The sequence below is a fragment of the Azospirillum sp. genome, from assembly GCF_050789165.1.
Window position 1 is genome coordinate 1 of sequence record NZ_JBOZRT010000023.1, and the last position, 26108, is coordinate 26108.

Genomic DNA, 26108 nt, shown 5'->3' on the forward strand with positions numbered 1-26108 from the left:
ACGACATGCTGAAGGTCGGCGGCATCTGGTGCTCGCCGATCGAGATCGAGAGCCGGCTGGTCAGCCATCCCAAGGTGCTGGAAGTGGCGGTCATCGGTGCGCCGGACGGCGCCGGGCTGGTCAAGCCGGAGGCCTGGGTGGTGCTGCGCGACGGCGTGCGGGCCAGCGAGGAGCTGTCCGAAGAACTCATGCGTCATTGCAAGGCCGGGCTCGCCCCCTACAAATTCCCCCGCCACATCCATTTCGTCCAGGAACTGCCCAAGACGGCCACCGGCAAGATCCAGCGCTTCCGCCTGCGCCAGATGACGGCCGAGCCGACGGGGCCGTGAGCCGCCGGGGCGTCCGCGGAGGCCGTGTCTCGGCCCATGCGGGCCCCGCGTTCACGCCGGTTGAACGGCGGCGGATAATTTGGCATAGTAGTACCAGTTTACCTCATTCATCCGCCTTCTGCCGTGAACGGGCTGTTCCGGAAGGCGCCGAGGAGCCGAGATGAGGACAAGAGCCGAGAGCGTCACGTCCGTTCCGACCTACTGCTACAACTGCGTGGCCGGGCCCGACCTGATGACCGTCACCGTCGAGGACGGGGTCGCCACCGCCATCCGCCCGAACTTCGACGCCAAGGAGCACCCGGCCAACGGGCGCGTCTGCGTCAAGGCGTACGGGCTGATCGAGAAGACCTACAACCCGCACCGCATCCTCACGCCGATGCGCCGGACCAACCCCAACAAGGGCCGCGGCGAGGATCCCGGCTTCGTCCCCATCACCTGGGACGAGGCGCTGGAGGCCATCGCCGGCCGGCTGAACCGCGTCCGCGCCACCGGTCTGGTGGACGAGGCGGGCCTGCCGCGCGTGGCCGCGACCTTCGGGCACGGCGGCACGCCGGCGGCCTACATGGGCACGCTGCCGGCGTGGCTGGCCGCCTGGGGGCCGATCGACTTCAGCTTCGGGTCGGGCCAGGGCGTCAAGTGCGTGCACTCCGAGCACCTCTACGGCGAGTACTGGCACCGCGCCTTCACCGTGTGCGCCGACACGGTGCTGACGCGCTACGTCATCTCCTTCGGCACCAACGTCGAGGTCTCCGGCGGCGCCTGCGCCGTGTACCGCCACGCCGACGCCCGCATCCGCGGCATCAAGCGCGTGCAGGTCGAGCCGCACCTGTCGGTCACCGGCGCCGCCTCGGCCGAGTGGGTGCCGATCAAGCCGAAGACCGACGGCGCCTTCCTGCTGGCGCTGATCCACGTGCTGCTGCACGAGATCCCGCGCGCGCGCCTGGACCTGCCGTTCCTGCGCGACCGCACGGCCTCGCCCTACCTCGTGGGCCCCAACGGCTACTACCTGCGCGACCCGGACAGCGGCAAGCCGCTGCTGTGGGACCTGAAGGCGGGCGCCGCGGTGCCGCACGACACCCCCGGCGCCGACCCGGCGCTGGAGGGCCGGTTCACGGTCCCGCACGCGGTGGAGCACGGCCCCGACGAGACCCGGTGGGAGCACCACGGCGCCGAGGGCCGCACCGCCTTCACCGCCATGGTCGAGCAGATGGCGCAGTTCTCGCCGGAGTGGGCGGAGGGCGTGTGTCAGGTTCCGGCGTCCACCGTGCGCCGCGTCGCCGGCGAGTACGTGGAGAACGCCTGCGTCGGCCAGACCATCGACATCGAGGGGCAGACCCTGCCGTTCCGCCCGGTGGCGATCACGCTGGGTAAGACCGTCAACAACGGCTGGGGCGCCTACGAGTGCTGCTGGGCGCGCACCATGATGGCGACCCTGGTCGGCGCCCTGGAGGTGCCGGGCGGCACGCTGGGCACCACCATCCGCCTCAACCGTCCGCACGAGAACCGGCTGGCCAGCGTCAAGCCGGGCGCCGACGGCTTCATGGACTCGAAGTTCAACGCCACCGACGCCGAGCACTGGGCCGCGAAGCCGACCGGGCGCAACGCGCACAAGACGCTGGTGCCGATCGTCGGCAACTCGTCGTGGAGTCAGGCGCTGGGGCCCACGCACCTCGCCTGGATGTTCCTGCGCGCCACGCCGGAGGGCTGGCCGAAGCCGAGCTATCCCGACGTCTGGTTCCTGTTCCGCACCAACCCGGCGATCTCCTTCTGGGACACCCGGCAGATGGTCGAGAACATGGCCCGGATGCCGTTCGTGGTGGCCTTCGCCTACACGCTCGACGAGACCAACTGGATGGCCGACATCCTGCTGCCCGACGCCACCGACCTGGAGGGCACGCAGCTCATCCGCGTCGGCGGCACCAAGTTCGTCGAGCAGCACTGGCACCACCAGGGTGTGGCGCTGCGCCAGCCGGCGGTGACGCCCCGGGGCGACGCCCGCGACATGACCTGGATCGCCGGCGAGCTGGCGAAGCGCTGCGGCCTGCTGGAGGACTACAACAAGGCGCTGAACCGCGGCGCGGCGTGCGTGCCGCTGAAGGGCGAGACCTACGACTTCTCCCTCGACCCCAAGGCCGAGCATTCCGTCGAGGCCATCTGGGACGCCGAGTGCAAGGCCGCCTGCGCCGCCTTCACCGGCGGCGCCGAGGCGCACGGCCTGGACTGGTTCAAGGAGCACGGCTACTTCGTCGTGCCGTTCAAGCGGGTGGACTGGTACCTCTACCCGACCATGGTGGAAAAGGGCCTGCGCTTCGAGCTGCCCTACCAGGAACGCCTGCTCCGCGTCGGCAAGGAGCTGGGGGCCCGCCTGCACGGCGCCGGCATCCGCTGGTGGGACGACCAGCTGCACGAGTACACCGCGCTGCCGGAATGGCACGACGTGCCGCAGCGCTGGGAGAACGCCGTCAAGGCGATGGGCGGCGAGCCGGCCGACTACCCGTTCTGGCTCATCACCACCAAGACCATGCAGTACACCACCGGCAACAACGCCGGCATCCCGCTGATGAACGAGGTCGGGCGCAACGTACGCGACCACGGCGGCGTGCAGATCAACGCCGCGACGGCGGCCCGGCTGGGCATCATCGACGGCGACATGGTGGAGGTGCGCTCGGTCACCAACGCCACGCGCGGCAAGGCCATCGTGGTGCAGGGGCTGCGACCCGACACGCTGGTCATCCACGGCCAGTTCGACCATTGGGCCACCCCCTTCGCCAAGGAGCTGGGATTCCCCAGCCTCAACACCGTGGCGCCGCTGTCGCTGGACCTCACGGACTCCACCGGATCGGGGGCCGACGTGGTCAAGGTGTCGATCCGCAAGGTGGTCCCCGGGATGACGGGAGGTGCGGCATGACCCGCTACGTGATGGTCGTCGATCTGCGCCGCTGCGTCGGCTGCCAGACCTGCACCGCCGCCTGCAAGGTGACCAACGCCACCATGCCCGGCGTCCAGTGGCGCCGCGTGGTGGACATGGAGGTCGGCACCTTCCCCGACGTGCAGCGCGTGTTCACCCCGGTGGGCTGCCAGCACTGTTCCGACCCGCCCTGCATGGAGGTCTGCCCGTCCACCGCGACCGGCAAACGCGCCGACGGCATCGTCACCATCGACTACGACCTGTGCATCGGCTGCTCGTACTGCATGGTCGCCTGCCCGTACGAGGCCCGCTACAAGGTGGACAAGCCCGCCTGGGCCTTCGGCGACACGCCGACGGAGGTGGAGAAGCGCCGCTACGACCCGCGGATGATCGGCGTGGCGCAGAAATGCACCTTCTGCGTCGATACCATTGACGACGGCCTTTCCAAGGGCCTGACGCCGGGCGTCGATCCCGACGCCACGCCGGCCTGCGTCAACTCCTGCATCTCCGGGGCCATGCAGTTCGGCGACATCGAGGACCCGGACAGCAACGTCTCGAAACTGCTGCGCGAGAACAGCCACTTCCGCATGCACGAGGAACAGGGGACCAACCCCGGCTTCTACTATCTCTGGGATGGGGCGCGCCCATGAACATCGGAACCGTTCCCAAGCTGCAGCGCTCGTGGGACCTGCGGGCAGCGTGCAACTTCATCGGCGGCGGTACCGGCGCCGGGCTTCTGCTCTTCGCCGCCGTCTCGGCCGTGCTCGGGTGGCCGTCGGTGGCCGCGGCGCTGGCCGCGCTCGCCTTCGTCGGCTTCGGCCTGTCCATGGTGTGGCTGGAGATCGGCAAGCCGTTGCGCGCCATCAACGTCTTCTTCCACCCGCAGACCTCCTGGATGACCCGCGAGGGCATCGTCGCGCTGCCGCTGTTCGCGCTGGCGGGGCTGTCCATCGTGCTGGCGCTGGCCCTTCCCGACGCCGACGTGCTCGCCGCGATGGTGCTGGAGCTGGCCGCCATGGTCGGCCTCGGCTTCCTCTACTGCCAGGCGCGCATCCTGCGCGCCGCCCGGGGCATCCGCGCCTGGAGCGAGCCCGCCCTCCTGCCGCTGATGCTTGCCAGCGGCCTGGCTGAGGGGGCTGGCGTGTATCTGGTGATCGCCGGTGCCCTGGGGGCGACGGCGCCCTGGGCCCTCGCGCTGGGCCTGGTCCTGTGCGGGGCGCGGTACGCCGCGTGGCGGCGTTATCGGGCGCGGCTCTCGACGAACGGCGCACCGGTCGCCTCGCTCGCCGTGCTGCACGACGCCGCGCCGCTGGTGACTTGGTCGGGCCACGCGCTGCCGGCGGCGCTGCTGGTGCTGGCCATGGCCGGCGTGCTGCCCGGCGCGCTCGGTGCGCTGGCGGGGGTCGCGATGGCGGGCGCGGGCTGGTACGTCAAGGTGCTCATCGTGCTGCGCGCGGCCCGGTCGAACGGCTTTGCCGTCGTCCGCACGCCGGTGCGCGGGCGCGGGACCAGCAAGGCCGGCGACCGCTACGGCTGGCACCTGTCGGGTCGGTGAGGGAGGTCCGACCGATCCCGAGGCAATGCTTGGAAGCCCCCTCTCCCCTTGAGGGAGAGGGGTTGGGGAGAGGGGGGCGCCGGCGAAGCCGGCTGGACTTCTTCCCGCCCTCCGGGCGGTAACGACCCCTCATCCCAAACCCTTCTCCCTCAAGGGGATAAGGGCATTTTAGCCGCCCCCCGATCGCCTACGACGGGATGACCGCGGTCGCCTCGATCTCCAGCTTCGCGCCGTCCTCGATGAAGCCCTTGACCTCGATGACCGACATGACGGGGTAGTGGCGGCCGATCACCGCCTTGTAGGCGGCGCCCAAACTTGCGCGGCAGTCCAGGTACTCCCGCTTGTCGGCCACGAACCAGGTCAGCCGCACGAGGTGCTCCGGCCGGCCGCCGGCCTCGGCGAGCACGGCGACGATGTTCCGCAGCGCCTGTTCGGCCTGGCCGGTGAAGTCCTCCGCCTCGAACCGTTCCTGCGCGGTCCAGCCGACCATGCCGGCGATGAAGACCATCCGGCCCTCTGCCGCCACGCCGTTGCTGTAGCCCTTGGGGCGCGGCCAGCCGTCCGGATTCAGCGTTTGCATGTCTTGGTTCCTCGCGTCAGTTGAGGCGGTACGAGGCCCGCAGGATTCCGTCCTCGTCGCCCGGGCCGACCGTGAAGCCGAAGCGGTCGAGGAAGCTCAGCATCGGCTTGTTCTCGGCCAGCACGTCGCCGGTCATCTCCCGCAGGCCGTTGGCGCGGCAGTGGTCCATCATCTTGCGCATCATGCGGGTACCCAGGCCCTGGCCCTTGAGGTCGGACCGGGTGATCATGGAGAACTCCGCCCGCTGGTGGTCGGGGTCGGCGACGACGCGGATGACGCCCAGCGTCTCCGGTTCGCCGTCGGCGCCGGGGGCGACGGCGATGAAGGCCATCTCGCGGTCGTAGTCGATCTGCGTCAGCCGCGCCATCTCGCTGTGCGGCAGCGACGCCTTGTAATGGAAGAAGCGGAACCGGACGTCCTCCGGCGTCAGCTTGGAGATGAAGACGTGGTGCGCCGGCTCGTCCTCCGGCCGGATCGGGCGCAGCAGCACGGCGCGGCCGTCGCGCAGCAGGATCGTCTCCTCCAGCCACTTCGGGTACGGCCGGATGGCGAGGCGGTGCGGGTCCGGCTTCGCCGCCGCGATCTTCATGCGGGCGTCCACCGCGGTCACCCCGCGCTCGTCGGCGAACAGCGGGTTGATGTCCATCTCCAGCAGCTCCGGCACGTCGGCGACGAGCTGGGAGACCTGCATCAGCGTCAGGCAGACGGCGTCCAGGCTGGCGGCCGGGCGGTTCAGGTGCTCCTTGAGCAGCGTGGCGACGCGCGTGCGCGCCACCAGCTCCCGCGCCAGCGGCTGGTTCAGCGGCGGCAGCCCGACGGCGAGGTCGCGGAACAGCTCCGCCGCGCGCCCGCCCTCGCCGAACAGGATGATCGGCCCGAACAGCGGGTCGGTGGCGGCGCCGATGAAGAGCTGGCGGGCGTTGCCGCGCGGCACCATGCGCTGCACGCTGAATCCGGTGACGCGGGCGTCCGGGCGCTTCTCCCGCACGCGCGAGAGCATGCCGTGCGCGGCGGCCTCCACCGCGCCCGGCGTCTCCAGGCCGAGCGCCACGCCGCCGACGTCCCACTTGCGGCGGATGTCCGGCGACATGACGGTCATCGCCACCGGAAACCCGATCGACACCGCCAGCCGCCGGGCGTGCGCCGGGTCGGTGGCGATGTGCGTCTCCACCACCGGGATGCCGTAGGCCGACAGGACCTCCTTCACCTGCGGCTCGTTCAGGTAGGTCTGGCCGGCGGCCAGGGCCCGCTGGACGACGCGCCGCGCGGTGTCGGGATCGGGGTGGAACTCCGCCGGGATCGAGGGCGGCGTCTGCATCAGCGACTCCTGCCGGTGCCGGTAGTTCACCATGTGCAGGAAGGCGCGCACCGCGTCGGCCGGCGTGTCGAAGGTCGGCACGCCGGCGTCCACGAACAGCTTGCGGTCGCTCGCCACCGTGTCGCCGCCGATCCAGCAGGTCAGCACGTTGGTGCCGTGCTGGCGCACGGTGCGGATCACCGCCATGGCCGCCTCGGTGCTGCTGGTCAGCGTGGTGGGCGTGTGCATGGCGAGGATGGCGTCCACCTCCTCGTCCTCGCCGAGGATCTTGAGCACGTCGGCGTAGCGCGCCGCGGTGGCGTCGACGCGGACGTCGATGGGGTTGGCGCCGTTCCACTGCGGCCCCAGCAGCGCCTTCAGCCGGGCGGCCGTCCGCTCGGACAGCGCGGGCAGGGCGAGGCCGCCGGCGTGCAGCTCGTCCGCCGCCATGGTGCCGGTGCCGCCGCCGTTGGACACCGCCACCAGCCCCTCGCCGCGCATCGGCCGGGCGCGGGCCAGCGTCTCCACCGCGCCGAACAGCTCGTCGATGGAGCGCACGCGCAGGATGCCGGCGCGCTGCAGCGCCGCGTCGAACACGGCGTCCGGATCGACCAGCGAGAGCACGTCCGGCGACAGCTCCGCGAAGCCGGCGGTGCCGCTGCCGGGCGGCCGGCGGCCGGCCTTGACGGCGAGCACCGGCTTGTTGCGCGCGGCGGCGCGGGCGGCGGCCATGAAGGTCCTCCGCTCCCGCAGGTCCTCGATGTACAGCAGGATGGCCCGCGTGCCGGGGTCGGAGCCCAGGTAGTCCAGCATGTCGCCGAAGCCGATGTCGGCGGCGTCGCCCAGCGAGACGAAGTGCGAGAAGCCGACCCGCCGCGGGTACGCCCAGTCGAGCACCAGGGTGCCCACCGCGTCCGACTGCGAGACGAAGCCGATCGGGCCCGGCAGCGCCCGGACGTGGCTGAAGCTGGCGTTCAGGCGGAACGGCGGCACCTGGATCCCCAGGCTGCGCCCGCCCAGGAAGCGCAGGTCGTGCCGCGCCGCCGCGGCCAGGGCGCGCGCCTGCTGCGCCTCGTCCATGCCGCCGATGACCAGCGCCGCGCGGGTGCCGCGCACGCCCAGCTCGTCGATCAGGTCGGGCACGGTCTCCGGCGGCGTGCACAGCACGGCGAGATCGGGCGTGCGCGGCAGGCTGAACACGTCGGGGTAGGCCAGCACGCCGGCCACCGCGTCCTGGCGCGGGTTGATCGGCATGATCGCCCCCTCGAACCCGCCGGCCTGGAGGTTGCGCATGACCACGTTGCCGACGCTCTGCGGCCGGTTGGTGGCGCCGACCACCGCGATCGAGCGCGGGCGGAACAGGCGCTGGAGGTACGAGATGCTCATGGGCGCGCGCCCCTCGTGCAACGGGCGGAAATGACCCTCGGGTCGAGGGTATGCGCCGGCGCGTGCCGCGGCAACCCGATCCGGCGACGGCGGGCCGGTCACAGGCCGAGATACGCCTCCTTCACCCGCGCGTCGTGCAGCAGCGCGGTCCCGGTGTCGGTGAGCACCACCCGTCCGGTCTCCAGCACGTAGCCGCGGTCGGCGAGCGCGAGCGCGGCGTGCGCGTTCTGCTCGACCAGGAAGATTGTCGTCCCCTGGCGTTTCAGCTCCTTCACGGCGGCGAAGATCTCCGCCACCAGGATCGGCGCCAGGCCCATGCTGGGCTCGTCCAGCAGCAGCAGGCGCGGCTGCCCCATCAGGGCACGGGCCATGGCGAGCATCTGCTGCTGCCCGCCGGACAGGGTGCCGGCCGGCAGGCGGCGGCGCTGCGCCAGGATCGGGAACATCTGGAACATGCGGCGGATGTCCGCCTCGACGTCGGGCCCATGCCGCCGGTAGGCGCCGAGGCGCAGATTGTCCTCGACGCTCAGCGGCCCGAACACCTGCCGGCCCTCCGGGACCTGCAGGATGCCCAGGTCGACCCGCCGTTCCGGCGCCAGGGCGGTGATGTCGCGCCCCTCGAACCGGACGGCGCCGGCGCTGGCCGGGTGCACGCCGGACAGCGCGCGCAGCAGCGTCGTCTTGCCGGCGCCGTTGGCGCCGACCAGCGCCACCAGCTCGCCCTCGTCCACCGCGATGTCGATGCCGCGCAACGCCTCGATGCGGCCGTAGTGGGCCGACAGGCCCCGGATTTCCAGCATCATGCGGCGGCTCCCAGGTAGGCGGCGATGACGTCGGGATGGGCGGCGATCTCGTCCGGCGCGCCCTCGGTCAGCTTCCGGCCGTGGTTGAGCACCAGGATCCGGTCGGAGATGCCCATGACCATCTTCATGTCGTGCTCCACCAGGATCACGGTGATGCCCTGCGCGGCGATCTTCTTGATGACCGCGTCCACCTCGCGGCTCTCGGTGGCGTTCAGCCCCGCCGCCGGCTCGTCGAGCAACAGCAGCTTCGGCTCGGTCGCCAGCGCGCGGGCGATCTCCAGGCGCTTCAGCGCGCCGTAGGGCAGCGACGCGGCGTCGGCGTCCACGTAGCGGCCGCAGCCGACGAACTCCATGAGCGCGATGCAGCGCTCGCGCGCCGCCTCGTCGCGCCGCACCACGCCGGGCAGGCGCAGCAGCGACGGCAGGAAGCGCCGGTCGAGCCGCAGGTGCCGGCCCACCATGACGTTCTCCAGCGCCGTCATCGAGGTGTAGATCTGCAGGTTCTGGAAGGTGCGCGACAGGCCGCAGGCGGCCAGCTCGTACGGCGGCTTGCCCGACACCACGGCGCCGTCGAGGTAGACCGCCCCCCGGCTGGGCGCGTAGACGCCGGTGACGAGGTTCAGCACCGTCGTCTTGCCGGCGCCGTTCGGGCCGATGATCGAGTGGATGGTGCCGGCCTCCACCGCGAAGCTCAGCCCGTCCACCGCGGCGATGCCGCCGAACTGCTTGGACAGGTTCTCCACGCGCAGCAGCGTCATGACCGCCTCCATGATCTCGCGAGGTCGAGCAGCGTCACGAACAGGCCGCGGCGCATGAACACCATGGTGCCGATCATGATGAGGCCGAGGACGATCGACTCGTAGTCCTCGAACGCCACCAGCAGCTGCGGCAGCACGGTGAGCGACACCGCGCCGACGATGGCGCCGAAGGTCGAGGCCATGCCGCCGAACACCACCATGGTCACCAGCTCCACCGACTTCATGAAGCCGGCCTTGCCGGGCGTGATCATGCCGGCGTAGTGGGCGAACAGGCTGCCGGCCACCGCGGCGATGACGGCGGAGACGACGAACGCCAGCACCTTGTAGTGGGCGGTGTCCACGCCTACGACCTGGGCGCCGATCTCCGTGCCGTGCAGGGCGCGCAGCGCCCGGCCGACGGGCGAGTCGATCAGGTTCAGCGCCAGCCAGACGGTCAGCAGCAGCGTGGCGCCGACGATCCCGTACCAGGTGCGGTCGCCCGCCAGCTTCCAGCCCAGCACCGTCAGGTCGTCGAGCATCAGCCCGTCCGGCCCGCCGGTGATCCAGCTCTCGGTGTTGAGCACGATGGAGATGATGACGCCCAGCCCCAGCGTCGCCATGGCGAGGTAGTGGCCCTTGAGGCGCAGCACCGGCCGCGCCACCGCGAAGGCCAGCACCCCCACCAGCACCGCGCCCGCCGCCAGCGCACCCAGCGCCGGCCAGCCGTAGCGCGTGGTCAGGATGCCCGAGGCGTAGGCCCCCAGCCCGAAGAACGCCGCGTGCCCCAGGCTGATCTGCCCGGCATAGCCGACCAGCAGGTTCAGCCCGACGCAGACGATGGCGTTCAGCCCGGCGTTGATGGCGATGTCGTAGGCGTAGGCGTTGGGCAGCGCCAGCGGCAGCAGCGCGATGGTCAGCGCCAGCAGCCCCAGGCCGCCGGTGCGCGGCTTCAGCAGCGCGCGGGCGATGCCGCCGCGCCGCGCGGGCGCGGCCGAAGCGTGAACGTCGGAGGTCATACGCGCTCGCTCCCCTTGTGGCCGAGCAGCCCGTTGGGCAGGAAGAACAGCACGACGAGGATGATGACGAAGGCCGTGGCGTCCTTGTAGGCGGAGGACAGGTAGCCGGCGCTCATCGCCTCGGCGATGCCGACCACCAGCCCGCCGAGCACCGCGCCCAGCCCGTTGCCGAGGCCGCCCAGGACGGCGGCGGAAAAGCCCTTGAGGCCCAGCATGATGCCCGCTTCGTAGCTGGTGAAGGTGATGGGGGCGACGACGATGCCGCCGACGGCGCCCAGCGCCGCCGAGAGCGCGAAGGAGGTCAGCAGCACCCGCCGGATCGGCACGCCGACGAGCTGCGCGCCGAGCCGGGAGTAGGACACCGCCAGCATCGCCTTGCCGGCCATGGTGCGGCCGAAGAACCAGCCGAGCGCCAGGATCACCGCCAGCGACACGCCCATCACCCACAGGCTCTGCGGCAGCATGGTGGCGCCCAGCACGCTGATGGGAACCGTGCCGGAGAAGGCGGGCAGGGCGTGGAACTCCTTGTCCCACACCACCTGGGCCACGCCGCGCAGCAGGATCGACGCGCCGATGGTGATGATGATGACCGTGACGACCGAGGCGTCCCCGGCCGGCACCACGGCAAATCGCGCCAGCGCCATCCCGACCGCCGCGGTGACGGCGACCGCCAGCGGGATCGCCAGCTCCAGCGGCAGCCCCAGGCCGACCAGCGAGACGGTCGCCATGGCGCCGATCATCAGGAACTCGCCCTGGGCGAAGTTGATAACGTGGCTGGCGTTGTAGATGATCGAGAAGCCCAGCCCCGCCAGCGCGTAGATCGCGCCCAGCGTGAGGCCGGAGAACAGGAACTGCAGGAAGGTCGACGTCATGGATCCTCCCCAGGATCCCCTCTCCCCTCCGGGGAGAGGGTGGCGCGCAGCGCCGGGTGAGGGGGTTTTCGGGGGACCGGAGACGCCAGCGTCGCGGAACCCCCTCACCCCAACCCTCTCCCCGGCGGGGAGAGGGGGCTGTCGTCAGTCGAGGAGCGCCCAGTCGCCCTTGCGGACCTCGACCATGTGGAACGCGTCCGGCTTCAGGCCCATGTGATCCTTGGCCGACATGGTCACCATGCCGCCGGTGCCGACGAAGTTCGTGGTCTTCTCGATCTCGTCGCGCACCTTGGCCTTGTCGGTGCCGCCCGCCCGCTGGATGGCGGCGAGCGCCATCATCAGCCCGTCGTAGGCATGGCCGGCGAAGGCCGACGCCTCCATCCTGAAGGTGTCCTCATAGGTCTTCTTGAAGGTGGTCACCACCGGCTTCTGCGGGTCGGTGGCGGGCAGCTGGTCGGCGATCACCAGGCCGGAGGCCGGCAGGCGCACCCCCTCGCTGGCCGGGCCGGCGAGCTTGATGTACTCCTTCGAGGCGACGCCGTGGCTCTGGTACAGCGGCAGCGCGATGCCGAGCTGCTGGTAGTTGCGCGTCACGATGGCCGGGCCCTGGCCGAAGCCGAAGTTGAACACCGCCTGCACGCCCGGCGCGTTGCGGATGCGGGTGAGCTGGGCGGTGACGTCCGAGTCCTTGGGCGAATAGACCTCGTCCGCCACGATCTCGATCCCGAGGTCCTTGGCGATGAGCACCGACTGGTCGTGCCCCGACTTGCCGAAGCCGGCGTCCTCGGAGATCAGCGCGACCTTGCTCAGGCCGCGCTTCTTCACGTCGGCGAACACCTTCTCGGCGGCCAGACGGTCGGTGTGCGGGGTCTTGAACACCCACTTCTTCACGGGCTCGACGATCACCACCGCGCCGGCCAGCGAGATGAACGGGATCTCGGCCTTCTCCGCCAGCGGCACGGCGGCCATGGTGGTGGCGGTGGTGGTGCCGCCGATGATGATGTCCACCGCGTCGCTGTCGATCAGGCGCTTGGTGAAGCTGGCCGCCTTGTCGGCCGCGCCGCCGTCGTCGTAGACGGTGAGCTGGAGCTTGCGCCCCTTCACCCCGCCGTCCTTGTTGATCTTGTCGACGAACAGCTCCAGCACCTTCTTCTCGGGATCGCCGAGGAAGGACGCGCCGCCCGTCACCGACAGGACGGCGCCGATCTTGATCGGCGGCTCCGCCGCGCGGGGAGCGGTGGGGTGCAGGGCTAGCGCAAGCGCAAGCGCGCCTGCGCCGAGGGTGGTCCGAAGACCGGATCCGTACGCCTTCATGGGCAGCGCCTCCTTCCTGTTCATTTTTTGAATTTCAGCCGCTTGGGGTTCCATCCGCTGGTCCAACAAACAATCCAGCTTGCATAAACGGCTAAGTGGTACCATAATGCCAATTACGCCGCATGCCAACAGGAATCTTGGGGATATTACCCCGGGCATGCCGCACCAGAAGAAAGGAAACACGCTCGTGAAGGCCAGCCTGACGCCCGGAATCGGCACCACCAAGCGCATCGTCGTCGACCGCGACCGCACCATCGGCTTCATGGGCGAGGAGGGCCGCGTCTACGCCACGCCGGAGCTGCTGCGCGACATCGAACAGACCTGCCGGGACTTCCTGCTCGAGCATCTCGACGCCGACGAGGACACCGTCGGCGCCCGGGTCGAGCTGGACCACACCGCGCCGACGCTGGCCGGGATGTGGGTGGAGATCGCGGTGACGGTGGCGGACGTGCAGGGCCGCTCGGTGGTGCTGGAGATCACCGCCAGGGATCCGCTGGACACCATCTGCAAGGCACGGCACGGCCGATTCGTCGTCGGCGTCGCCAAGACGGTGGAGCGCCTGAAGGCGAAGGCCGCCAAAGCCGCCGCCCTGGCCTGAGCCCCGCCGCCACGCACCACCGGAAGGGCGCCGGACGGCGCCGCTCCGAGGGAGTTCCCATGCACGAAATCCGCATTCACGGCCGCGGCGGGCAAGGCACGGTGCTCGCCGCCGAGATCCTGGCCAAGGCGCTGGTGGCCGAGGGGAAGCACGTGGTCGCCATCCCCTCCTTCGGCTTCGAGCGGCGCGGCGCGCCGGTGTCGGCCTGCCTGCGCGTGGACGGGCGCGAGATCCGCGCCATGACCAACATCTACCGTCCCGACACGCTGCTGTGCATCGACCCGACGGTCGGGCGCGCCGTCAACATCTTCGACGGCATGGCCGCGCACGGCGCGCTGGTGCAGGCCACCAAGCGCCCGGTGGAGGAGCTGGCGGCACCGGACACGGTGGGCACGCTCGGCCTGTGCGACGCCGTCGGGGTCGCGCTGGAGATCTTCGGGCGGCCGATCACCAACTCGGTGATGCTCGGCGCGTTCGCGCGGACGACCGGGCTGGTGTCCCTGGAGTCGCTGAAGGAAGGCATCGAGGCCGCGGATTTCCGCGACGCCGGTCTGGCGCAGAACCTGACGGCGGTCGAGCGCGGCTACGCCGGCACCACGGTCTACCGGCGCACGGAGGACGGCTATGAAGCCCGGAACTGACGCCGTGTCGGCCACCGTGTCACCCGCCGTTCCGGACGACCTGTGCCCGGTCGCGACCCAGCTAAGCGGGCTGATGCCAGGCGACTGGCGCGCGCTGCGGCCGGTGGTGGACCGCGCCAAGTGCGTGAAGTGCGCGGTGTGCTGGCTGTACTGCCCGGTGCAGTGCGTCGTCGAGAAGGCGGCGTGGTTCGACATCGACCTGCGGGTCTGCAAAGGCTGCGGCATCTGCGCCCGGGAGTGCCCGCACCGCGCCATCAGCATGGTGGAGGAAATCGATGGCTGACGCCGCCACGGTGCTGCCCAACGCGCCGAAGACCATCGTCTGCGACGGCAACGAGGCCGCCGCCTGGGGCGTGGTGCTGTCGCGCCCCGACGTGGTCGCCGTCTACCCGATCACGCCGCAGTCGTCGCTGGTCGAGTACGTCTCGCAGTTCATCGCCGACGGCACGCTGGACGCCGAGCTGCTGAACCTGGATGGCGAGCACAGCGTGCTCTCGGCGCTCCAGGGCGCGGCGTTGGCCGGCGCCCGCACCTACACCGCGACCTGCGGCCCGGGCCTGGCCTTCATGTTCGAGCCGTACGTGCGCACGCCGGGCCTGCGGCTGCCGATGGTGGCCTCTCTGGTGACGCGCGACATGCTGACGCCGCAGTGCGTCTGGGGCGGCCAGCAGGACGCCATGACGGTGCGCGACTGCGGCTGGATCCACATGTACTGCGAGACCGTGCAGGAGGTGCTGGACACCACCATCATGGCCTACCGGATCGCCGAGCATCGCGACGTGATGCTCCCCGTCAACGTCAACCACGACGGCAATTACCTGAGCTACGGCGTCGCGCGCGCCGAGATGCCGGCGCAGGCGGCGGTGGACGGGTTCCTCGGCGTCAAGGACGTCAACTGGCACGCGGCGCTCGACCCGCTGCGCCCGATGGCCATCGATCCGCTGACCGGCGGTGCCGGCGGCCCCGGCCCGTCCATGTTCGTGCGCTACCGCAAGGGCCTGTGCAACGGCATGCGGAACGCGCTGCGCGTCATCCAGGAGACGCACGCCGAGTGGGGGCGGCTGACCGGCCGCCACCACGCGCCGCTGATCGAGGAATACCGCCTGGACGACGCCGAGGTGGCGCTGGTCACCATCGGGTCGATGACCGGGGCGGCCAAGGACGCTGTGGACGCGTTGCGCAGCGCCGGCAAGCGGGCCGGCCTGATCAAGGTGAAGACCATGCGTCCCTTCCCCGTCGAGGCGATGGCGCGGGCGCTGTCCCGGGTCAACGCCGTCGCCGTGGTCGACCGTGCGGTCAGCTACGGCTGGAACGCCGGGCCGGTCTACCAGGAGACGCTCGGCGCGCTGTACCACGCGCGCCACATGATCCCGGCGGTGAGCGTCATCGGCGGCCTGGCCGGCGCCGACATCACCGACGGCCACTTCGCCCGCTGCATCGAGATGGCCTTCGCGGCCGCCGCCTCCGGCCGGGCGCCGGACGGCCCGGTGTGGCTCAACGAGAACGACTGAGGGGACCGACGATGCCGCACACCCGCTATCTCGTCGTCGGCGCCAGCCACGCCGGCCTGGAGGCGGTGACCGCCATCCGCCACTGGGACGCCGAGGGCTCGCTGACCGTGCTGAGCCGCGAGGCGCACCGACCTTATTCGCCGACCATCCTGCCCTACGTCGTGTCCGGCCGCTCCAGGCCGGAACGCGTCGCGCTGAAGGACGCGGCGTGGTTCGACGCGCGGGCGGTGGACCTGCGCTGCGGCGAGGAGGTGGTGTCCATCGACACCGCCGGCGCTGTGGCCCGGACGGCGTCGGGCACGGAATGGCATTACGAGCGCCTGCTGCTGGCGACCGGCGCGGCGCCCGCGGTGCCGCCGGTGCACGGGCTGGCGGACGTGCGTTTCCACGTCCTGCGCACCCTGGACGACGCGCTGGCGCTGCGCGAGGCGGGGGCCGGGGCGGCGACGGCGGTGGTGCTGGGCGCCGGGCTGGTCGGGCTGCATGCCGCCGAGGTGCTGGCCAAGGCCGGCGCGCGGGTGGTGGTGGTCGAGCGGCAGGCGCACGCCTTGCCCGGCTACCTGGACGCCCCGGCGGCCGGGATCGTCGAGGCGGCGTTCCGCGACCGCGGCATCGCTCTGATGACGGGCCGCACGGTGTCGTCCGTGCAGGGCCGGGACGGCAGGCCGGTCTCCGTCACCCTCGACGACGGGGAGACGCTGCCGGCGGAGCTGCTGCTGGTCGGCACCGGGGTGCGGCCGGCCACCGGCTTCCTGGACGGCTCGGGCATCGCCGTCGGGCAGGGCATCCTGGTGGACGACACCATGCGCACCAACGTCGCCGACGTCTGGGCGGCGGGCGACGTGGCGCAGGCGCGGGCCTTCTTCGGGGCGGCGCCCATCGTCAACGGTATCCTGCCCGACGCGGTCGAGCAGGGCCGCATCGCCGGGATGGCGATGGCCGGCGACCCGGCGCTCAAGCCCTACGCCGGCGGCCTGCCGATCAACACCTTCCCGTTCTTCGGCCGCCACGCGGTGAGCGTCGGCATCGCCGGCGAGGACGACCCGTCGGTGGAGATCCACCGGCGCCTCGACGCCAGGGCCGGGCTCTACAGCCGGCTCTCGCTGAAGGACGGCCGCCTGATCGGCGTGTGCACGGTGGGCATGCCCATCGACGCCGGGGTGATGTGGCAGCTCATCAGCCGGCGCGTCGATCTGGCGCCGGTGAAGCAGGACTTCGTGGCGGCGCCGCTCGACACCGGGCGGACGCTGATGTCGCAGCTGTGGCGCTGAAGCGGAGGGCAGGGCATGCCGAGCTATGAGACCATCGCCTTCCGCGCGCAGGACTGCGACGGGTGCATGAAGTGCGTCACCGCCTGCGCGCAGGCCAAGTCCGGGACCGACGACCCGGTGCAGTCCCGCATCCAGATCCTCGGCGCCGCCGGGACCGCCCCCGGGGGGTGGGAGCTGGCGCTCTGCCGGCAGTGCGGCGACCCCAAGTGCGTCTCCAACTGCCCGTCCGCCGCGCTGGCGAAGGACGCGGAGACCGGAGTCGTCGCCTGGGACGCCGACCGGTGCGTCGACTGCCTGCTGTGCACCGTGGGGTGCGCCTACGCCGGCATCACCCGCGACGCGCAGGTCGGCCACGTGGCGAAGTGCGACCTGTGCGACGGCGACCCGGCGTGCGTGAAGGCGTGCGACCGCGGCGCGCTGACGCTGAACACCGCGGCGCGCATCCACCGGCGCGTGGCGGAGCGGGAGGACCTGTTCGCCCCCGGCCTTGCCGCCTGCCAGGGCTGCAATTCCGAGCTGCTGATCCGCCATACGCTGCGCCACGTCGGGCCGAACACCGTGGTGGCGACGCCGCCCGGCTGCATCCCCGGCATGGGGACGGTCGGCTACAACGGGCGCACGGGCACCAAGGTGCCGGTGTTCCACCCGCTGCTGACCAACACCGCGTCGATGCTCACGGGCATCAAGCGCTACTACAAGCGGGTCGGGCGCGACGACGTGCAGGTGATGGCGCTGGCCGGCGACGGCGGCACCTCGGACGCCGGCTTCCAGTCGCTGTCGGGTGCCGCCGAGCGCGACGAGCCGATGCTGTACATCTGCGTCGACAACGAAGGCTACATGAACACCGGCATGCAGGCGTCCTCGGCGACGACCTACGGCTCGTGGACCTCGACCACGCCCGTCGGCGAGCGGCTGAAGGGCAAGTCCACCGAGGCGAAGAACCTGCCGGTGGTGATGATGACGCACAACTGCTCCTACGTCGCCACCGCGGCCACCGCCTTCCTCGAGGACTTCTACGAGAAGCTGGACAAGGCCATCGAGGTCTCCAGGACGGGCATGGCCTATCTGCACGTCTTCGCGCCCTGCCCGACGGGCTGGCGCTTCGGTTCCGACCGGACGACGGACGTCTGCCGCCTGGCCGTCGAGACGAACTTCTTCGCGCTGTGGGAATACACGCCGGACACCGGGCTGACCTTCACCCGCCCGACCGCTCGGCCGCGGCCGGTGCGCGAGTATCTCACCGGCATCGGCAAGTACCGGCACCTCAGCGAGGAGCAGGTCGCGCACATCCAAGCCACCGTCGAGCGCAAGATCGCGCAACTGCGCCGCTTCGAACGAAGCGGCGCATGACATACGCCGCCCAACGACAAGAATTGCAGGGGAAACCGCCATGTCCGTGACGACCGCCGACTACATGTTCGCGCCGGAAGCGGAAACCATGCCGCGCCACAAGCTGGCCGACCTCCAGCTCCGGCGCCTGCAGCAGACGCTGCGCTGCGCCTACAAGAACGTACCGCACTACCGCAAGGCGTTCGACGCGGCGGGCGTGGTGCCGGACGACCTCCGCACGCTGGAGGACCTGGCGAAGTTCCCCTTCACCGTGAAGTCCGACCTGCGCGACAACTACCCCTTCGGCCTGTTCGCCGTGCCGCGGAGCGAGCTGGTCCGGCTGCACGCCTCGTCGGGCACCACCGGCAAGCCCACCGTGGTCGGCTACACCGCCAGCGACCTCGACACCTGGGCGCGGCTGATGGCGCGCTCGCTCGCCTCGGCGGGGGCCCGGCCGGGTCAGACCATCCACAACGCCTACGGCTACGGCCTGTTCACCGGCGGCCTCGGCGCGCACTACGGGGCCGAGCGGCTGGGCTGCACCGTGGTGCCGATGTCCGGCGGCAACACCGAGAAGCAGATCGTGCTGATCCAGGACTTCGAGGCGCAGATCCTCTGCGCCACGCCGTCCTACGCGCTGAACATCGCCGAGGTGGCGGAGAAGGAGGGCGTGGACCTCAAGAAGGGCCCGCTGCGGATCGCCGTCTGCGGGGCCGAGCCCTGGTCGGAGGCCATGCGCAAGGAGCTGGACGAGCGCCTGGGCGTGCGCGCCCACGACATCTACGGCCTGTCCGAGATCATGGGGCCGGGCGTCGCCGTCGAGTGCCAGGAGCGCGACGGCCTGCACGGTTGGGAGGATCACTTCCTGTTCGAGATCGTCGATCCCGAGACCCTGAAGCCCAAGCCCATGGGCGAGGCCGGCGAGCTGGTCATCACCACGCTGAGCAAGCAGGCGCTGCCGATGATCCGCTACCGCACGCGCGACATCACGCGGCTGTCGGTCGAGCCGTGCAGCTGCGGGCGCACGCACGTGCGGATCCTGCGGGTGACGGGGCGCAACGACGACATGCTCATCATCCGCGGCGTCAACGTCTACCCCTCGCAGGTCGAGGCGGTGCTGGTGGGCTTCCCCAACATCGCGCCGCACTACCAGCTGGTCATCCAGCGCGAGGGCATGCTCGACACCCTCACCGTGGAGGTCGAGGCGGAGCCCGGCCTTGCCATCGGCCAGGAAGCCTACGATCACATCGGCCGCCAGGTGCAGCACCACATCAAATCGATCATCGGCGTGACCTGCCGGGTCGTGGTGCTGAGCCCCGGCGAGCTGCCGCGCTCCCAGGGCAAGGCGATCCGCGTCCGCGATCTGCGCAAGAAGGCCGGGCCGGCCTGAGCGGCGGGGGCGCGTGCCCGAGCCTTCGTGGGACGCTTGCCGCTGCGTTAAGGGCTTTCGGCGCGCACTCGGCGTTCAACCACCTCCCCATTCCGTCATCCCCGCGAAGGCGGGGATCCATAATTCCCAACGCGTCCGCTATGTCGGCTATGGATCCCCGCCTTCGCGGGGATGACGGAATGGGAGGGAATGAGCGCGGGGAGACGGCTCCAAATCGCTTAACGCGGCGCTTATGCGCCTTCGCGGGGATGACGGAAGGAGTGGGCGGAAGTCCACGTCATCGCCCATAATCCGCATTCCGATACCAAAATACCGTTGCACATATTGTTGGTATGGCCAACAATATCCTCGTCCGGATCCACCGGGGAGGACAGCGCGTGAAATCGGTTCTCGACCTTACCCTCAACGGCCGCCCCAGGCAGGACCTGGTGGCCGACGCCATGCTGCTCGTGGACTATCTGCGCCAGGTCGCCGGGCTGACCGGCACCAAGCAGGGGTGCGACGGCGGCGAGTGCGGCGCCTGCACCGTGCTGGTCGATGACCAGCCGCGGCTCGCCTGCTCGACGCTGGCCCATCAGGTGGCCGGCCGCCGCGTCGAGACCGTCGAGGGGCTGGCGCGCAACGGCCGCATGACCCGCCTGCAGCAGGCGTTCCACGAGAAGCTCGGGGCGCAGTGCGGCTTCTGCACGCCCGGAATGATCATGGCCGCGGAGGCCCTGCTGCGCCGCGACCCAGACCCCACGGCCGAGCGCATCCGCGAGGCGCTGGCCGGCAACCTGTGCCGCTGCACCGGCTACGTGAAGATCGTCGAGTCGGTGCAGGCGGCCATCGTGCCGGAGGCTGCGGCATGACCACGCTCGACAAGCCCCGGCGCATCGGCACGCCGACCCCCTTGGTCGACGGCTTCGAGAAGGTCACCGGCCGCGCCAGATACACCGCCGACCTGCCGGCGCCGGGCGCGCTGGCCGGACGCATCCTGCGCAGCCCCATCCCGCACGGGATCATCCGCGGCATCGACACCGCCGCGGCGGAGCGGCTGCCCGGCGTCGTCGTCGTCGTCACCGGCGCCGACTGCGCCGTTCCCTTCGGCGTGCTGCCGATCGCCCGGAACGAGTACCCGCTCGCCCGCGACAAGGTGCGTTACCGGGGCGAGCCGGTGGCGGCGGTGGCCGCCGTGGACGAGGAGACCGCCGCCCGCGCGCTGAAGCTGATCCGCCTCGACCTCGAGCCGCTGCCGGCGTGCTTCGAGAGCGCGAAGGCGCGCGCGCCGGGCGCCGTCCTCCTGCACGACAACAAGCCCGGCAACGTCGAGCGCGAGGTGCACAACGAGTTCGGCGACGTGGCCGCGGGCTTCGCCGCCGCCACCCTGGTGCGCGAGCGCCGCTTCACCTTCGCCGAGGTCAACCACGCGCACCTGGAACCGAACGCCACGCTCGCCGAGTACGACCCCGGGCGCGGCTGGCTGACGCTGCACTCGACCACGCAGGTGCCCTACTACGTGCACCTGACCGTCGCCCAGTGCCTGGAGATGGACACCGCCCGCGTCCGCGTCGTGAAGCCGTTCCTCGGCGGCGGCTTCGGCGCCCGCACCGAGGCGCTGGGCTTCGAGGTGATCGCCGCCCTGCTCGCCCGCAAGGCGGGGGGCACGGTGCGCCTCCTGCTCTCGCGGGAGGAGACGTTCCTCTCCCACCGCGGCCGTCCGCAGGCGGACATCACGCTCAAGCTCGGCATGACCCGCGACGGGCGGCTCACCGCCTGCGCCGCGGAGTGCACGCAGCGCGGCGGCGCCTACGCCGGCTACGGCATCATCACGATCCTCTACGCCGGCGCGCTGCTGCACGGGCTCTACGACATCCCGGCGGTGAAGTACGACGGCTGGCGGGTCTACACCAACCTGCCGCCCTGCGGGGCGATGCGCGGCCACGGCACCGTGGACATGCGCGCCGCCTTCGAGGCGCTGCTCGACGAGATGGCCGGCGAGCTGGGGCTCGACCCCTTCGCCGTGCGGCGCGCCAACCTGCTGGACGCGCCGACGACGACGCTGATGGCGCAGAAGGTGCTGAGCTACGGCCTGCCCGAATGCCTGGACCGCGTCGAGGCGGCGTCCGGGTGGAAGGAGCGCCGCGGCCGCCTGCCGCCGGGGCGCGGGCTGGGCATGGCGTGCTCGCACTTCGTCTCCGGCACCTCGACGCCCAAGCACTGGACCGGCGAGCCGCACGCGGTGATCAACCTCAAGCTCGACTTCGACGGCGGCGTCACCATCCTGACCGGCGCCTCCGACATCGGCCAGGGGTCCTCGACCATCGTCACCCAGGTGGTGGGCGAGGTGCTGGGCTGCGACTGGTCGCGGCTGCGCGTGGTCAGCACCGACAGCGCGCTGACTCCCAAGGACAACGGCAGCTACTCCTCGCGCGTCACCTTCATGGTCGGCAACGCCGCCATCCAGGCGGCGGAGAACCTGAAGGCGATCCTCATCGCCGCCGCCGCCCGCCGGCTCGGCGTCCGGCCGGAGGAGGTCGAGTGCCTGGGCGAGTCCTTCCGCGCCGCCGGCGGCCGGGAGCCGGACCTGTCCTTCTCCGAGGCGGTCAAGGAGGCGCTGGTCGACACCGGCACGATCACCGTCAAGGGCACCTTCACCTGTCCCAGGGAGTTCCAGGGCGACAAGGCGATCCGCGGCAGCGCCATCGGCGCCTCCATGGGGTTCTCCTACGCCGCGCTGGTGGTGGAGTGCTCGGTCGACCCGGTCACCGCCAAGGTGAGCGTGCACAAGGTGTGGGTGGCCAGCGACGTCGGCCGGGCGCTCAACCCGCTGGCGGTCGAGGGGCAGACCCAGGGCGCGGTGTGGATGGGCCTGGGGCAGGCGCTGTCGGAGGAGACGCGCTGGGACGAGGGGCGCGGGATCGCCGTCAACCTGCTCGACTACCGCGTGCCGACCATGGCCGAGAGCCCGGACATCGAGGTCCACATCGTCGAGAGCATCGACCCCAACGGCCCCTTCGGGGCCAAGGAGGCCAGCGAAGGGCCGCTGGCCGGCTGCATCGGCGCGCTGATGAACGCCGTCCACGACGCCGTCGGCGTGCGCGCCCACGCCGTGCCGCTGACGCCGGACCGCATCGCCGACCTGCTGGACGCCAAAGAGGCCGGGTGCAAGGAGACCGAATAATGACGCTGATGCCTTCGTTCCGCCTGCACCGCTCGGCCTCCGTCGCCGACGCGCTGGCCGCGCTGGCCGCGGCGCCGGGCGGCCGGCCGCTGGGCGGCGGCACCGACCTGCTGCCCAACCTGCGCCGCGGCATGGGCGAGCCGCCGGCGCTGGTCGATCTGACGGCGGTGGCCGGGCTCGACCAGATGGAGGTCGGGACCGACGGCCTGCGGCTCGGCGCCACCGTGAGCCTGGCGCGGATCGCCGAGGACCCACGGGTCCAGGACGGCTGGCCGGCGCTGGCGCAGGCCGCGGCGTCGGTCGCCGGGCCGACCCACCGCGTGGCGGCGACGCTGGCCGGCAACCTGTGCCAGGAGACCCGCTGCGTGTACCTCAACCAGAGCGACTGGTGGCGCGCCGCCAACGGCTACTGCCTGAAGCTCAAGGGCGAGGTCTGCCATGCCGTCAAGAAGAGCGAGCGCTGCTACGCCGTGTACGCCGGCGACGTGGCGCCGGCCCTGATGGTCCTCGGCGCCGAGGTCGAGGTGCAGGGAGACGGGGGCGTGCGCCTGCTGCCGTTGGCCGACGTCTACCACGAGGAGGGACGCACGCATCTGACGCTGCGGCCGGGGGAGATCGTCACCGCCATCCACGTGCCGCCGCCGGCCGGATTCGTCGCCGGCTACGCCAAGGTGCGGATCCGGGACTCCGTCGATTTCCCGCTGGCCGGCGTCGCCGTCGCCCTGCGTCGCGAGGGCGGCCGGCTGGCCGGCCTGCGGGCGGCGCTGACCGGCGTCGCCTCGGCGCCGGTGCTGGTGCCCGGCCTCGACGGCCTGGAGGGTCAACCCTGGTCGGAGAGTGCGGCGACCATCCTCGCCGAAGCGGTCCGCACGGCGTGCAAGGCCGTCAGGACCACCCTCGTTGCGCCGAAGTACCGCCGCCGCGTCGCCGCCGCCTCGGCCGTGCGGCTGGCGGGGGCGCTGTGGGACTCCGGCGACTCGTTGACGGCGAACGCCTCGATCTAAACCAGAGCGGTATTGCCCGCCGCCGGGGCATCCCCGAGCGCGCAGCCCGCGCTGAGGTGTGCGCGTCCTTCCCCTCTCCGGCCCCCGACGGTCACCGCGGTGAACCCGAGGGGATGGCCGGGGAAGGGGTGGGGACGCAGCTGCAAGGCTGCTTCCCATCGCTGTCGATGGATCAGGCGACGAACGGGAACACCGTATATCCCGCCCCTGCGGCGGCCGCTGCGCTTTGGTATTCTGCAAAAGTGTTGTAGGTGCCTGACAATGATACCGCGATGCTGCCTCCGGCAACCGGCGTGGCCTCATAGGCGTTCAGCTTATTCGTGGCGTCATTGAACAGGAGAAGCTCTTGCTGCCCGTTCTTGTTCATATCGCTAACACCAATGATTCTTTCGGAGGCATCGCTTCCCAGGCCGGTAATTACGAACCCTCCGTCGAAGGTCCCGTCCTGGTTGCTGTCCGTCCAGATCGCCTTCTCTCCTGTCAGGGTGTTCTGCCAGAGAATTTCGTCGCCGCTGATGCCATTGACGTTTGCGGCGCCAGCCACTTCCCATCCTTGGCGCTTCATTTGAATCTGAACCCGGGCATCCGTCACCGCGCCGGCGCCGTTAAGCGACCATGTTGCGCCGTATCCCGATCCCACCCCGTTCACCGTGTCCACGCCAAAGAAGAAGATTTCCGGCGCGCCGTCCCCGGTGACGTCCGCCACGGTGCCGACCTTCCAGCCCTTCTTCAGTGTAGCGGGGACACCCGTAACATCCTGGCCATTCACCTGCACCTTGGACGACAGGACGCCGCGCGCGGCATCCACGGTGTCTGCCATTGAGACCTGCTGGATGCTGAGGCTGGTCCCGCCGGACGCGGCGGTAAGGGCGGTCGCTGGCGTTTGTGGAGATGCCTGACTGCCGACTTCGATACGGTCGTCAAACTGAAGGCGTTCGAAGCCACTCAGTGTATCCGTTCCATCGGCCCCGCTCACAGTGATCTTGCTGCCTGAACGCGTAATCGTATAATCGGATCGCTTCCCCGTGAATACGGCCGTGTCGAAGCCGGGGCCGCCATCCATGGTATCGTTCCCCGCACCGCCTTGAAGGGTATCGTTGCCATACCCTCCCTCTACGATATCATTTCCGTCCCCCAGGTTTGCTCTGTCAGAGCCGGCGCCTCCTAAGAAGCCGTCATTGGATGAGCTTCCCGTAAATCCATTCAGTGCATTAACGGCTTTGGCGCTTAGGTCTTTATATTTCCCGGATACAGAGTCGTATGCGTATCCTGCGGAACCGGCCGGCGATTTAAACAGGGCGATTTCCGTCATTGCGAGGTGCAGCGGATACGGCATGCCCGAACCGGCAAGGTCTATGCCATATTGATTTGCGTCCTTCAGGAACTGCGAAAACATCTCGTCGGGGCCAATTTGTCCACTCATGCCACCATTTAACAAAGTCATTTGCTTGTCTAGATTGCTCACAACTGTATTGTAAGTACCGTAAGCGGAAAAGACCGCCAGGCCAGTGGATGACAACTTCTCTATGAGGACAGAATCGGTGACAGCATTAAGGATTGTGCCGGCCACATAAACTGCGCTGTTGAAAAGTGCTTCTGCCCACTGGCTGAGGCTTACGGGATCAATTGACGGTTTTACAATAGCATACTCGTACGGAATTGTCGCGTTGTCAGCCACGGACCGAGGGGTGTCTGACCAGTAGGTTTCACCGACCTTCGCATTCATTGCAAAGTTGGTGTGGGCGGACTTCGGAAGTTCGAACGATGCCGATACCAACCGCCGTATATTCCAGCCTCCAGAGACCGTAACGGCTCCATAAATTTCAACATCAACGCCGGCAATATTGGCCGTCTGGTTGGCTGGAATTCTGCGCCAGTCTGTCTCAAGCTTTTCAATGGTATACTGAAGCCAGAGATATTTCGACACCTGCGCCTCCAGCAATATATGAAACGTACATTGCCGCCATCGCCATTGCTGACGACACAACTGGCATGGCCCTTAAGCGTGGAGCTTGGCCAAAAATATCTGCAAGGATGTAAATCTGCGCAACGGCGCAATGTTAGTGGGGCTAGAACAAGATGGTTAGCGCCGAAAGATTCGGGATTAATTGGATGCCATGGCGATCAAACGGGCGCGGGCGCGAGAGGCGCTGTGGTGCCAGCAGTGAGGGGTTGCCCCCCGGTATAATGGAGTGCGCCACGGACGGGCTTGGTCAGCTGGAATGCCCCGCCAACCTGTACCATACAACCCGGCATTTCCGCTGAAGGTGCTTGGAAAATATGGGCTTTGGGAGGGTGGCTGGGGCGCCAGGAGCCTAAGCCATTTTGCCTTGTAAGCCTTGGACGCCTTGACTTTCCTTGCTGGTTGGCGCTTCGTGTACCTGAAACGTGTACCATCAGCGTG

General features: G+C 70.0%; 22 protein-coding genes. 14 read left to right on the forward strand and 8 right to left on the reverse strand.

The features are described from left to right. The 4 genes from ACRWK7_RS04435 to ACRWK7_RS04450 all read left to right on the forward strand — a co-directional run. On the forward strand, positions 1 to 329 hold a 329-nt coding region (locus ACRWK7_RS04435), incomplete at its 5' end, for an AMP-binding enzyme (RefSeq protein WP_431854982.1). Between the two features lie 160 nt (positions 330 to 489). Further along, entirely contained in the window at positions 490 to 3237 is a 2748-nt protein-coding gene (locus ACRWK7_RS04440) for a molybdopterin-dependent oxidoreductase (RefSeq protein WP_431854983.1), read from the forward strand. Next, positions 3234 to 3887 (forward strand): 4Fe-4S dicluster domain-containing protein, encoded by a 654-nt coding sequence (locus tag ACRWK7_RS04445; RefSeq protein WP_431854984.1) that lies wholly within the window; start codon positions 3234 to 3236, stop codon positions 3885 to 3887. Before ACRWK7_RS04440 ends, ACRWK7_RS04445 begins: the two co-directional genes overlap by 4 nt. Then, on the forward strand, positions 3884 to 4792 hold the full coding sequence (locus ACRWK7_RS04450) for a DmsC/YnfH family molybdoenzyme membrane anchor subunit (RefSeq protein ID WP_431854985.1): 909 nt from the start codon (positions 3884 to 3886) through the stop codon (positions 4790 to 4792). Before ACRWK7_RS04445 ends, ACRWK7_RS04450 begins: the two co-directional genes overlap by 4 nt. Before the next feature lie 187 nt (positions 4793 to 4979). Here the strand turns inward: ACRWK7_RS04450 and ACRWK7_RS04455 are convergent, their stop codons facing one another. The 7 genes from ACRWK7_RS04455 to ACRWK7_RS04485 form a co-directional block, all read right to left on the reverse strand. Next, positions 4980 to 5372 (reverse strand): RidA family protein, encoded by a 393-nt coding sequence (locus ACRWK7_RS04455; RefSeq protein WP_431854986.1) that lies wholly within the window; start codon positions 5370 to 5372, stop codon positions 4980 to 4982. 16 nt (positions 5373 to 5388) lie between these two features. Then, the gene (locus tag ACRWK7_RS04460; protein WP_431854987.1) at positions 5389 to 8055 is read right to left on the reverse strand and encodes a bifunctional acetate--CoA ligase family protein/GNAT family N-acetyltransferase; all 2667 of its coding nucleotides are present in this window, start codon (positions 8053 to 8055) and stop codon (positions 5389 to 5391) included. Positions 8056 to 8153: 98 nt separating this feature from the next. After that, positions 8154 to 8858 carry an ABC transporter ATP-binding protein gene (locus ACRWK7_RS04465; protein ID WP_431854988.1) on the reverse strand — a complete coding sequence of 235 codons (705 nt, stop codon included), beginning with the start codon at positions 8856 to 8858 and terminating at the stop codon, positions 8154 to 8156. Beyond that, a complete protein-coding gene (locus ACRWK7_RS04470; protein WP_431854989.1) occupies positions 8855 to 9616 on the reverse strand; it encodes an ABC transporter ATP-binding protein in 762 nt (253 codons plus the stop codon). Before ACRWK7_RS04470 ends, ACRWK7_RS04465 begins: the two co-directional genes overlap by 4 nt. Further along, entirely contained in the window at positions 9613 to 10611 is a 999-nt protein-coding gene (locus ACRWK7_RS04475) for a branched-chain amino acid ABC transporter permease (protein WP_431854990.1), read from the reverse strand. The genes ACRWK7_RS04470 and ACRWK7_RS04475 overlap by 4 nt, the downstream gene beginning before the upstream one ends. Further along, positions 10608 to 11483 carry a branched-chain amino acid ABC transporter permease gene (locus ACRWK7_RS04480; RefSeq protein WP_431854991.1) on the reverse strand — a complete coding sequence of 292 codons (876 nt, stop codon included), beginning with the start codon at positions 11481 to 11483 and terminating at the stop codon, positions 10608 to 10610. The genes ACRWK7_RS04475 and ACRWK7_RS04480 overlap by 4 nt, the downstream gene beginning before the upstream one ends. 144 nt (positions 11484 to 11627) lie before the next feature. Continuing rightward, positions 11628 to 12797 carry an ABC transporter substrate-binding protein gene (locus ACRWK7_RS04485; RefSeq protein WP_431854992.1) on the reverse strand — a complete coding sequence of 390 codons (1170 nt, stop codon included), beginning with the start codon at positions 12795 to 12797 and terminating at the stop codon, positions 11628 to 11630. A 157-nt stretch (positions 12798 to 12954) separates the two neighbouring features. Here ACRWK7_RS04485 and ACRWK7_RS04490 point away from each other — a divergent pair, with 157 nt between their 5' ends. From ACRWK7_RS04490 to hcrB, 10 genes are all read left to right on the forward strand, one after another. After that, positions 12955 to 13395: a thioesterase family protein gene (locus tag ACRWK7_RS04490; RefSeq protein ID WP_431854993.1), complete on the forward strand. Its 441-nt coding sequence runs from the start codon at positions 12955 to 12957 to the stop codon at positions 13393 to 13395. Positions 13396 to 13454: 59 nt separating this feature from the next. Further along, complete coding sequence (padE, locus tag ACRWK7_RS04495) at positions 13455 to 14036, forward strand: NADH-dependent phenylglyoxylate dehydrogenase subunit gamma (RefSeq protein WP_431854994.1); 582 nt, start codon at positions 13455 to 13457, stop codon at positions 14034 to 14036. Continuing rightward, a complete protein-coding gene (gene padF, locus ACRWK7_RS04500) occupies positions 14020 to 14319 on the forward strand; it encodes an NADH-dependent phenylglyoxylate dehydrogenase subunit delta (protein ID WP_431854995.1) in 300 nt (99 codons plus the stop codon). Before padE ends, padF begins: the two co-directional genes overlap by 17 nt. Continuing rightward, on the forward strand, positions 14312 to 15547 hold the full coding sequence (gene padG / locus ACRWK7_RS04505) for an NADH-dependent phenylglyoxylate dehydrogenase subunit alpha (protein ID WP_431854996.1): 1236 nt from the start codon (positions 14312 to 14314) through the stop codon (positions 15545 to 15547). Before padF ends, padG begins: the two co-directional genes overlap by 8 nt. A gap of 11 nt (positions 15548 to 15558) precedes the next feature. After that, on the forward strand, positions 15559 to 16818 hold the full coding sequence (gene padH / locus ACRWK7_RS04510) for an NADH-dependent phenylglyoxylate dehydrogenase subunit epsilon (RefSeq protein ID WP_431854997.1): 1260 nt from the start codon (positions 15559 to 15561) through the stop codon (positions 16816 to 16818). A gap of 15 nt (positions 16819 to 16833) precedes the next feature. After that, the gene (gene padI / locus ACRWK7_RS04515) at positions 16834 to 18168 is read left to right on the forward strand and encodes an NADH-dependent phenylglyoxylate dehydrogenase subunit beta (RefSeq protein ID WP_431854998.1); all 1335 of its coding nucleotides are present in this window, start codon (positions 16834 to 16836) and stop codon (positions 18166 to 18168) included. 40 nt (positions 18169 to 18208) lie between these two features. Then, positions 18209 to 19537 carry a phenylacetate--CoA ligase family protein gene (locus ACRWK7_RS04520; protein ID WP_431854999.1) on the forward strand — a complete coding sequence of 443 codons (1329 nt, stop codon included), beginning with the start codon at positions 18209 to 18211 and terminating at the stop codon, positions 19535 to 19537. A gap of 377 nt (positions 19538 to 19914) precedes the next feature. After that, positions 19915 to 20388 (forward strand): 4-hydroxybenzoyl-CoA reductase subunit gamma, encoded by a 474-nt coding sequence (gene hcrC, locus ACRWK7_RS04525; RefSeq protein ID WP_431855000.1) that lies wholly within the window; start codon positions 19915 to 19917, stop codon positions 20386 to 20388. Then, positions 20385 to 22700 (forward strand): 4-hydroxybenzoyl-CoA reductase subunit alpha, encoded by a 2316-nt coding sequence (gene hcrA, locus ACRWK7_RS04530; protein ID WP_431855001.1) that lies wholly within the window; start codon positions 20385 to 20387, stop codon positions 22698 to 22700. Before hcrC ends, hcrA begins: the two co-directional genes overlap by 4 nt. Further along, the gene (gene hcrB / locus ACRWK7_RS04535; protein WP_431855002.1) at positions 22700 to 23704 is read left to right on the forward strand and encodes a 4-hydroxybenzoyl-CoA reductase subunit beta; all 1005 of its coding nucleotides are present in this window, start codon (positions 22700 to 22702) and stop codon (positions 23702 to 23704) included. The genes hcrA and hcrB overlap by 1 nt, the downstream gene beginning before the upstream one ends. A gap of 172 nt (positions 23705 to 23876) precedes the next feature. On the opposite strand, the gene ACRWK7_RS04540 is transcribed toward hcrB, so the two are convergent. Further along, on the reverse strand, positions 23877 to 25631 hold the full coding sequence (locus ACRWK7_RS04540; protein WP_431855003.1) for a hypothetical protein: 1755 nt from the start codon (positions 25629 to 25631) through the stop codon (positions 23877 to 23879). Positions 25632 to 26108: the final 477 nt, after the last annotated feature.

Excerpts from the sequence above, each read along its gene's own strand:
- ACRWK7_RS04440 (WP_431854983.1), top strand. The coding sequence starts at position 490 with ATGAGGACAAGAGCCGAGAGCGTCACGTCCGTTCCGACCTACTGCTAC.
- ACRWK7_RS04520 (WP_431854999.1), top strand. The coding sequence starts at position 18,209 with ATGTCCGTGACGACCGCCGACTACATGTTCGCGCCGGAAGCGGAAACC.
- ACRWK7_RS04490 (WP_431854993.1), top strand. The coding sequence starts at position 12,955 with ATGCCGCACCAGAAGAAAGGAAACACGCTCGTGAAGGCCAGCCTGACG.
- ACRWK7_RS04465 (WP_431854988.1), bottom strand. The coding sequence starts at position 8,858 with ATGATGCTGGAAATCCGGGGCCTGTCGGCCCACTACGGCCGCATCGAG.
- ACRWK7_RS04460 (WP_431854987.1), bottom strand. The coding sequence starts at position 8,055 with ATGAGCATCTCGTACCTCCAGCGCCTGTTCCGCCCGCGCTCGATCGCG.
- ACRWK7_RS04455 (WP_431854986.1), bottom strand. The coding sequence starts at position 5,372 with ATGCAAACGCTGAATCCGGACGGCTGGCCGCGCCCCAAGGGCTACAGC.
- hcrB (WP_431855002.1), top strand. The coding sequence starts at position 22,700 with ATGACGCTGATGCCTTCGTTCCGCCTGCACCGCTCGGCCTCCGTCGCC.
- padF (WP_431854995.1), top strand. The coding sequence starts at position 14,020 with ATGAAGCCCGGAACTGACGCCGTGTCGGCCACCGTGTCACCCGCCGTT.
- padG (WP_431854996.1), top strand. The coding sequence starts at position 14,312 with ATGGCTGACGCCGCCACGGTGCTGCCCAACGCGCCGAAGACCATCGTC.
- padH (WP_431854997.1), top strand. The coding sequence starts at position 15,559 with ATGCCGCACACCCGCTATCTCGTCGTCGGCGCCAGCCACGCCGGCCTG.
- ACRWK7_RS04485 (WP_431854992.1), bottom strand. The coding sequence starts at position 12,797 with ATGAAGGCGTACGGATCCGGTCTTCGGACCACCCTCGGCGCAGGCGCG.
- ACRWK7_RS04445 (WP_431854984.1), top strand. The coding sequence starts at position 3,234 with ATGACCCGCTACGTGATGGTCGTCGATCTGCGCCGCTGCGTCGGCTGC.
- ACRWK7_RS04480 (WP_431854991.1), bottom strand. The coding sequence starts at position 11,483 with ATGACGTCGACCTTCCTGCAGTTCCTGTTCTCCGGCCTCACGCTGGGC.
- padE (WP_431854994.1), top strand. The coding sequence starts at position 13,455 with ATGCACGAAATCCGCATTCACGGCCGCGGCGGGCAAGGCACGGTGCTC.
- padI (WP_431854998.1), top strand. The coding sequence starts at position 16,834 with ATGCCGAGCTATGAGACCATCGCCTTCCGCGCGCAGGACTGCGACGGG.
- ACRWK7_RS04475 (WP_431854990.1), bottom strand. The coding sequence starts at position 10,611 with ATGACCTCCGACGTTCACGCTTCGGCCGCGCCCGCGCGGCGCGGCGGC.
- ACRWK7_RS04470 (WP_431854989.1), bottom strand. The coding sequence starts at position 9,616 with ATGACGCTGCTGCGCGTGGAGAACCTGTCCAAGCAGTTCGGCGGCATC.
- hcrA (WP_431855001.1), top strand. The coding sequence starts at position 20,385 with ATGACCACGCTCGACAAGCCCCGGCGCATCGGCACGCCGACCCCCTTG.
- ACRWK7_RS04450 (WP_431854985.1), top strand. The coding sequence starts at position 3,884 with ATGAACATCGGAACCGTTCCCAAGCTGCAGCGCTCGTGGGACCTGCGG.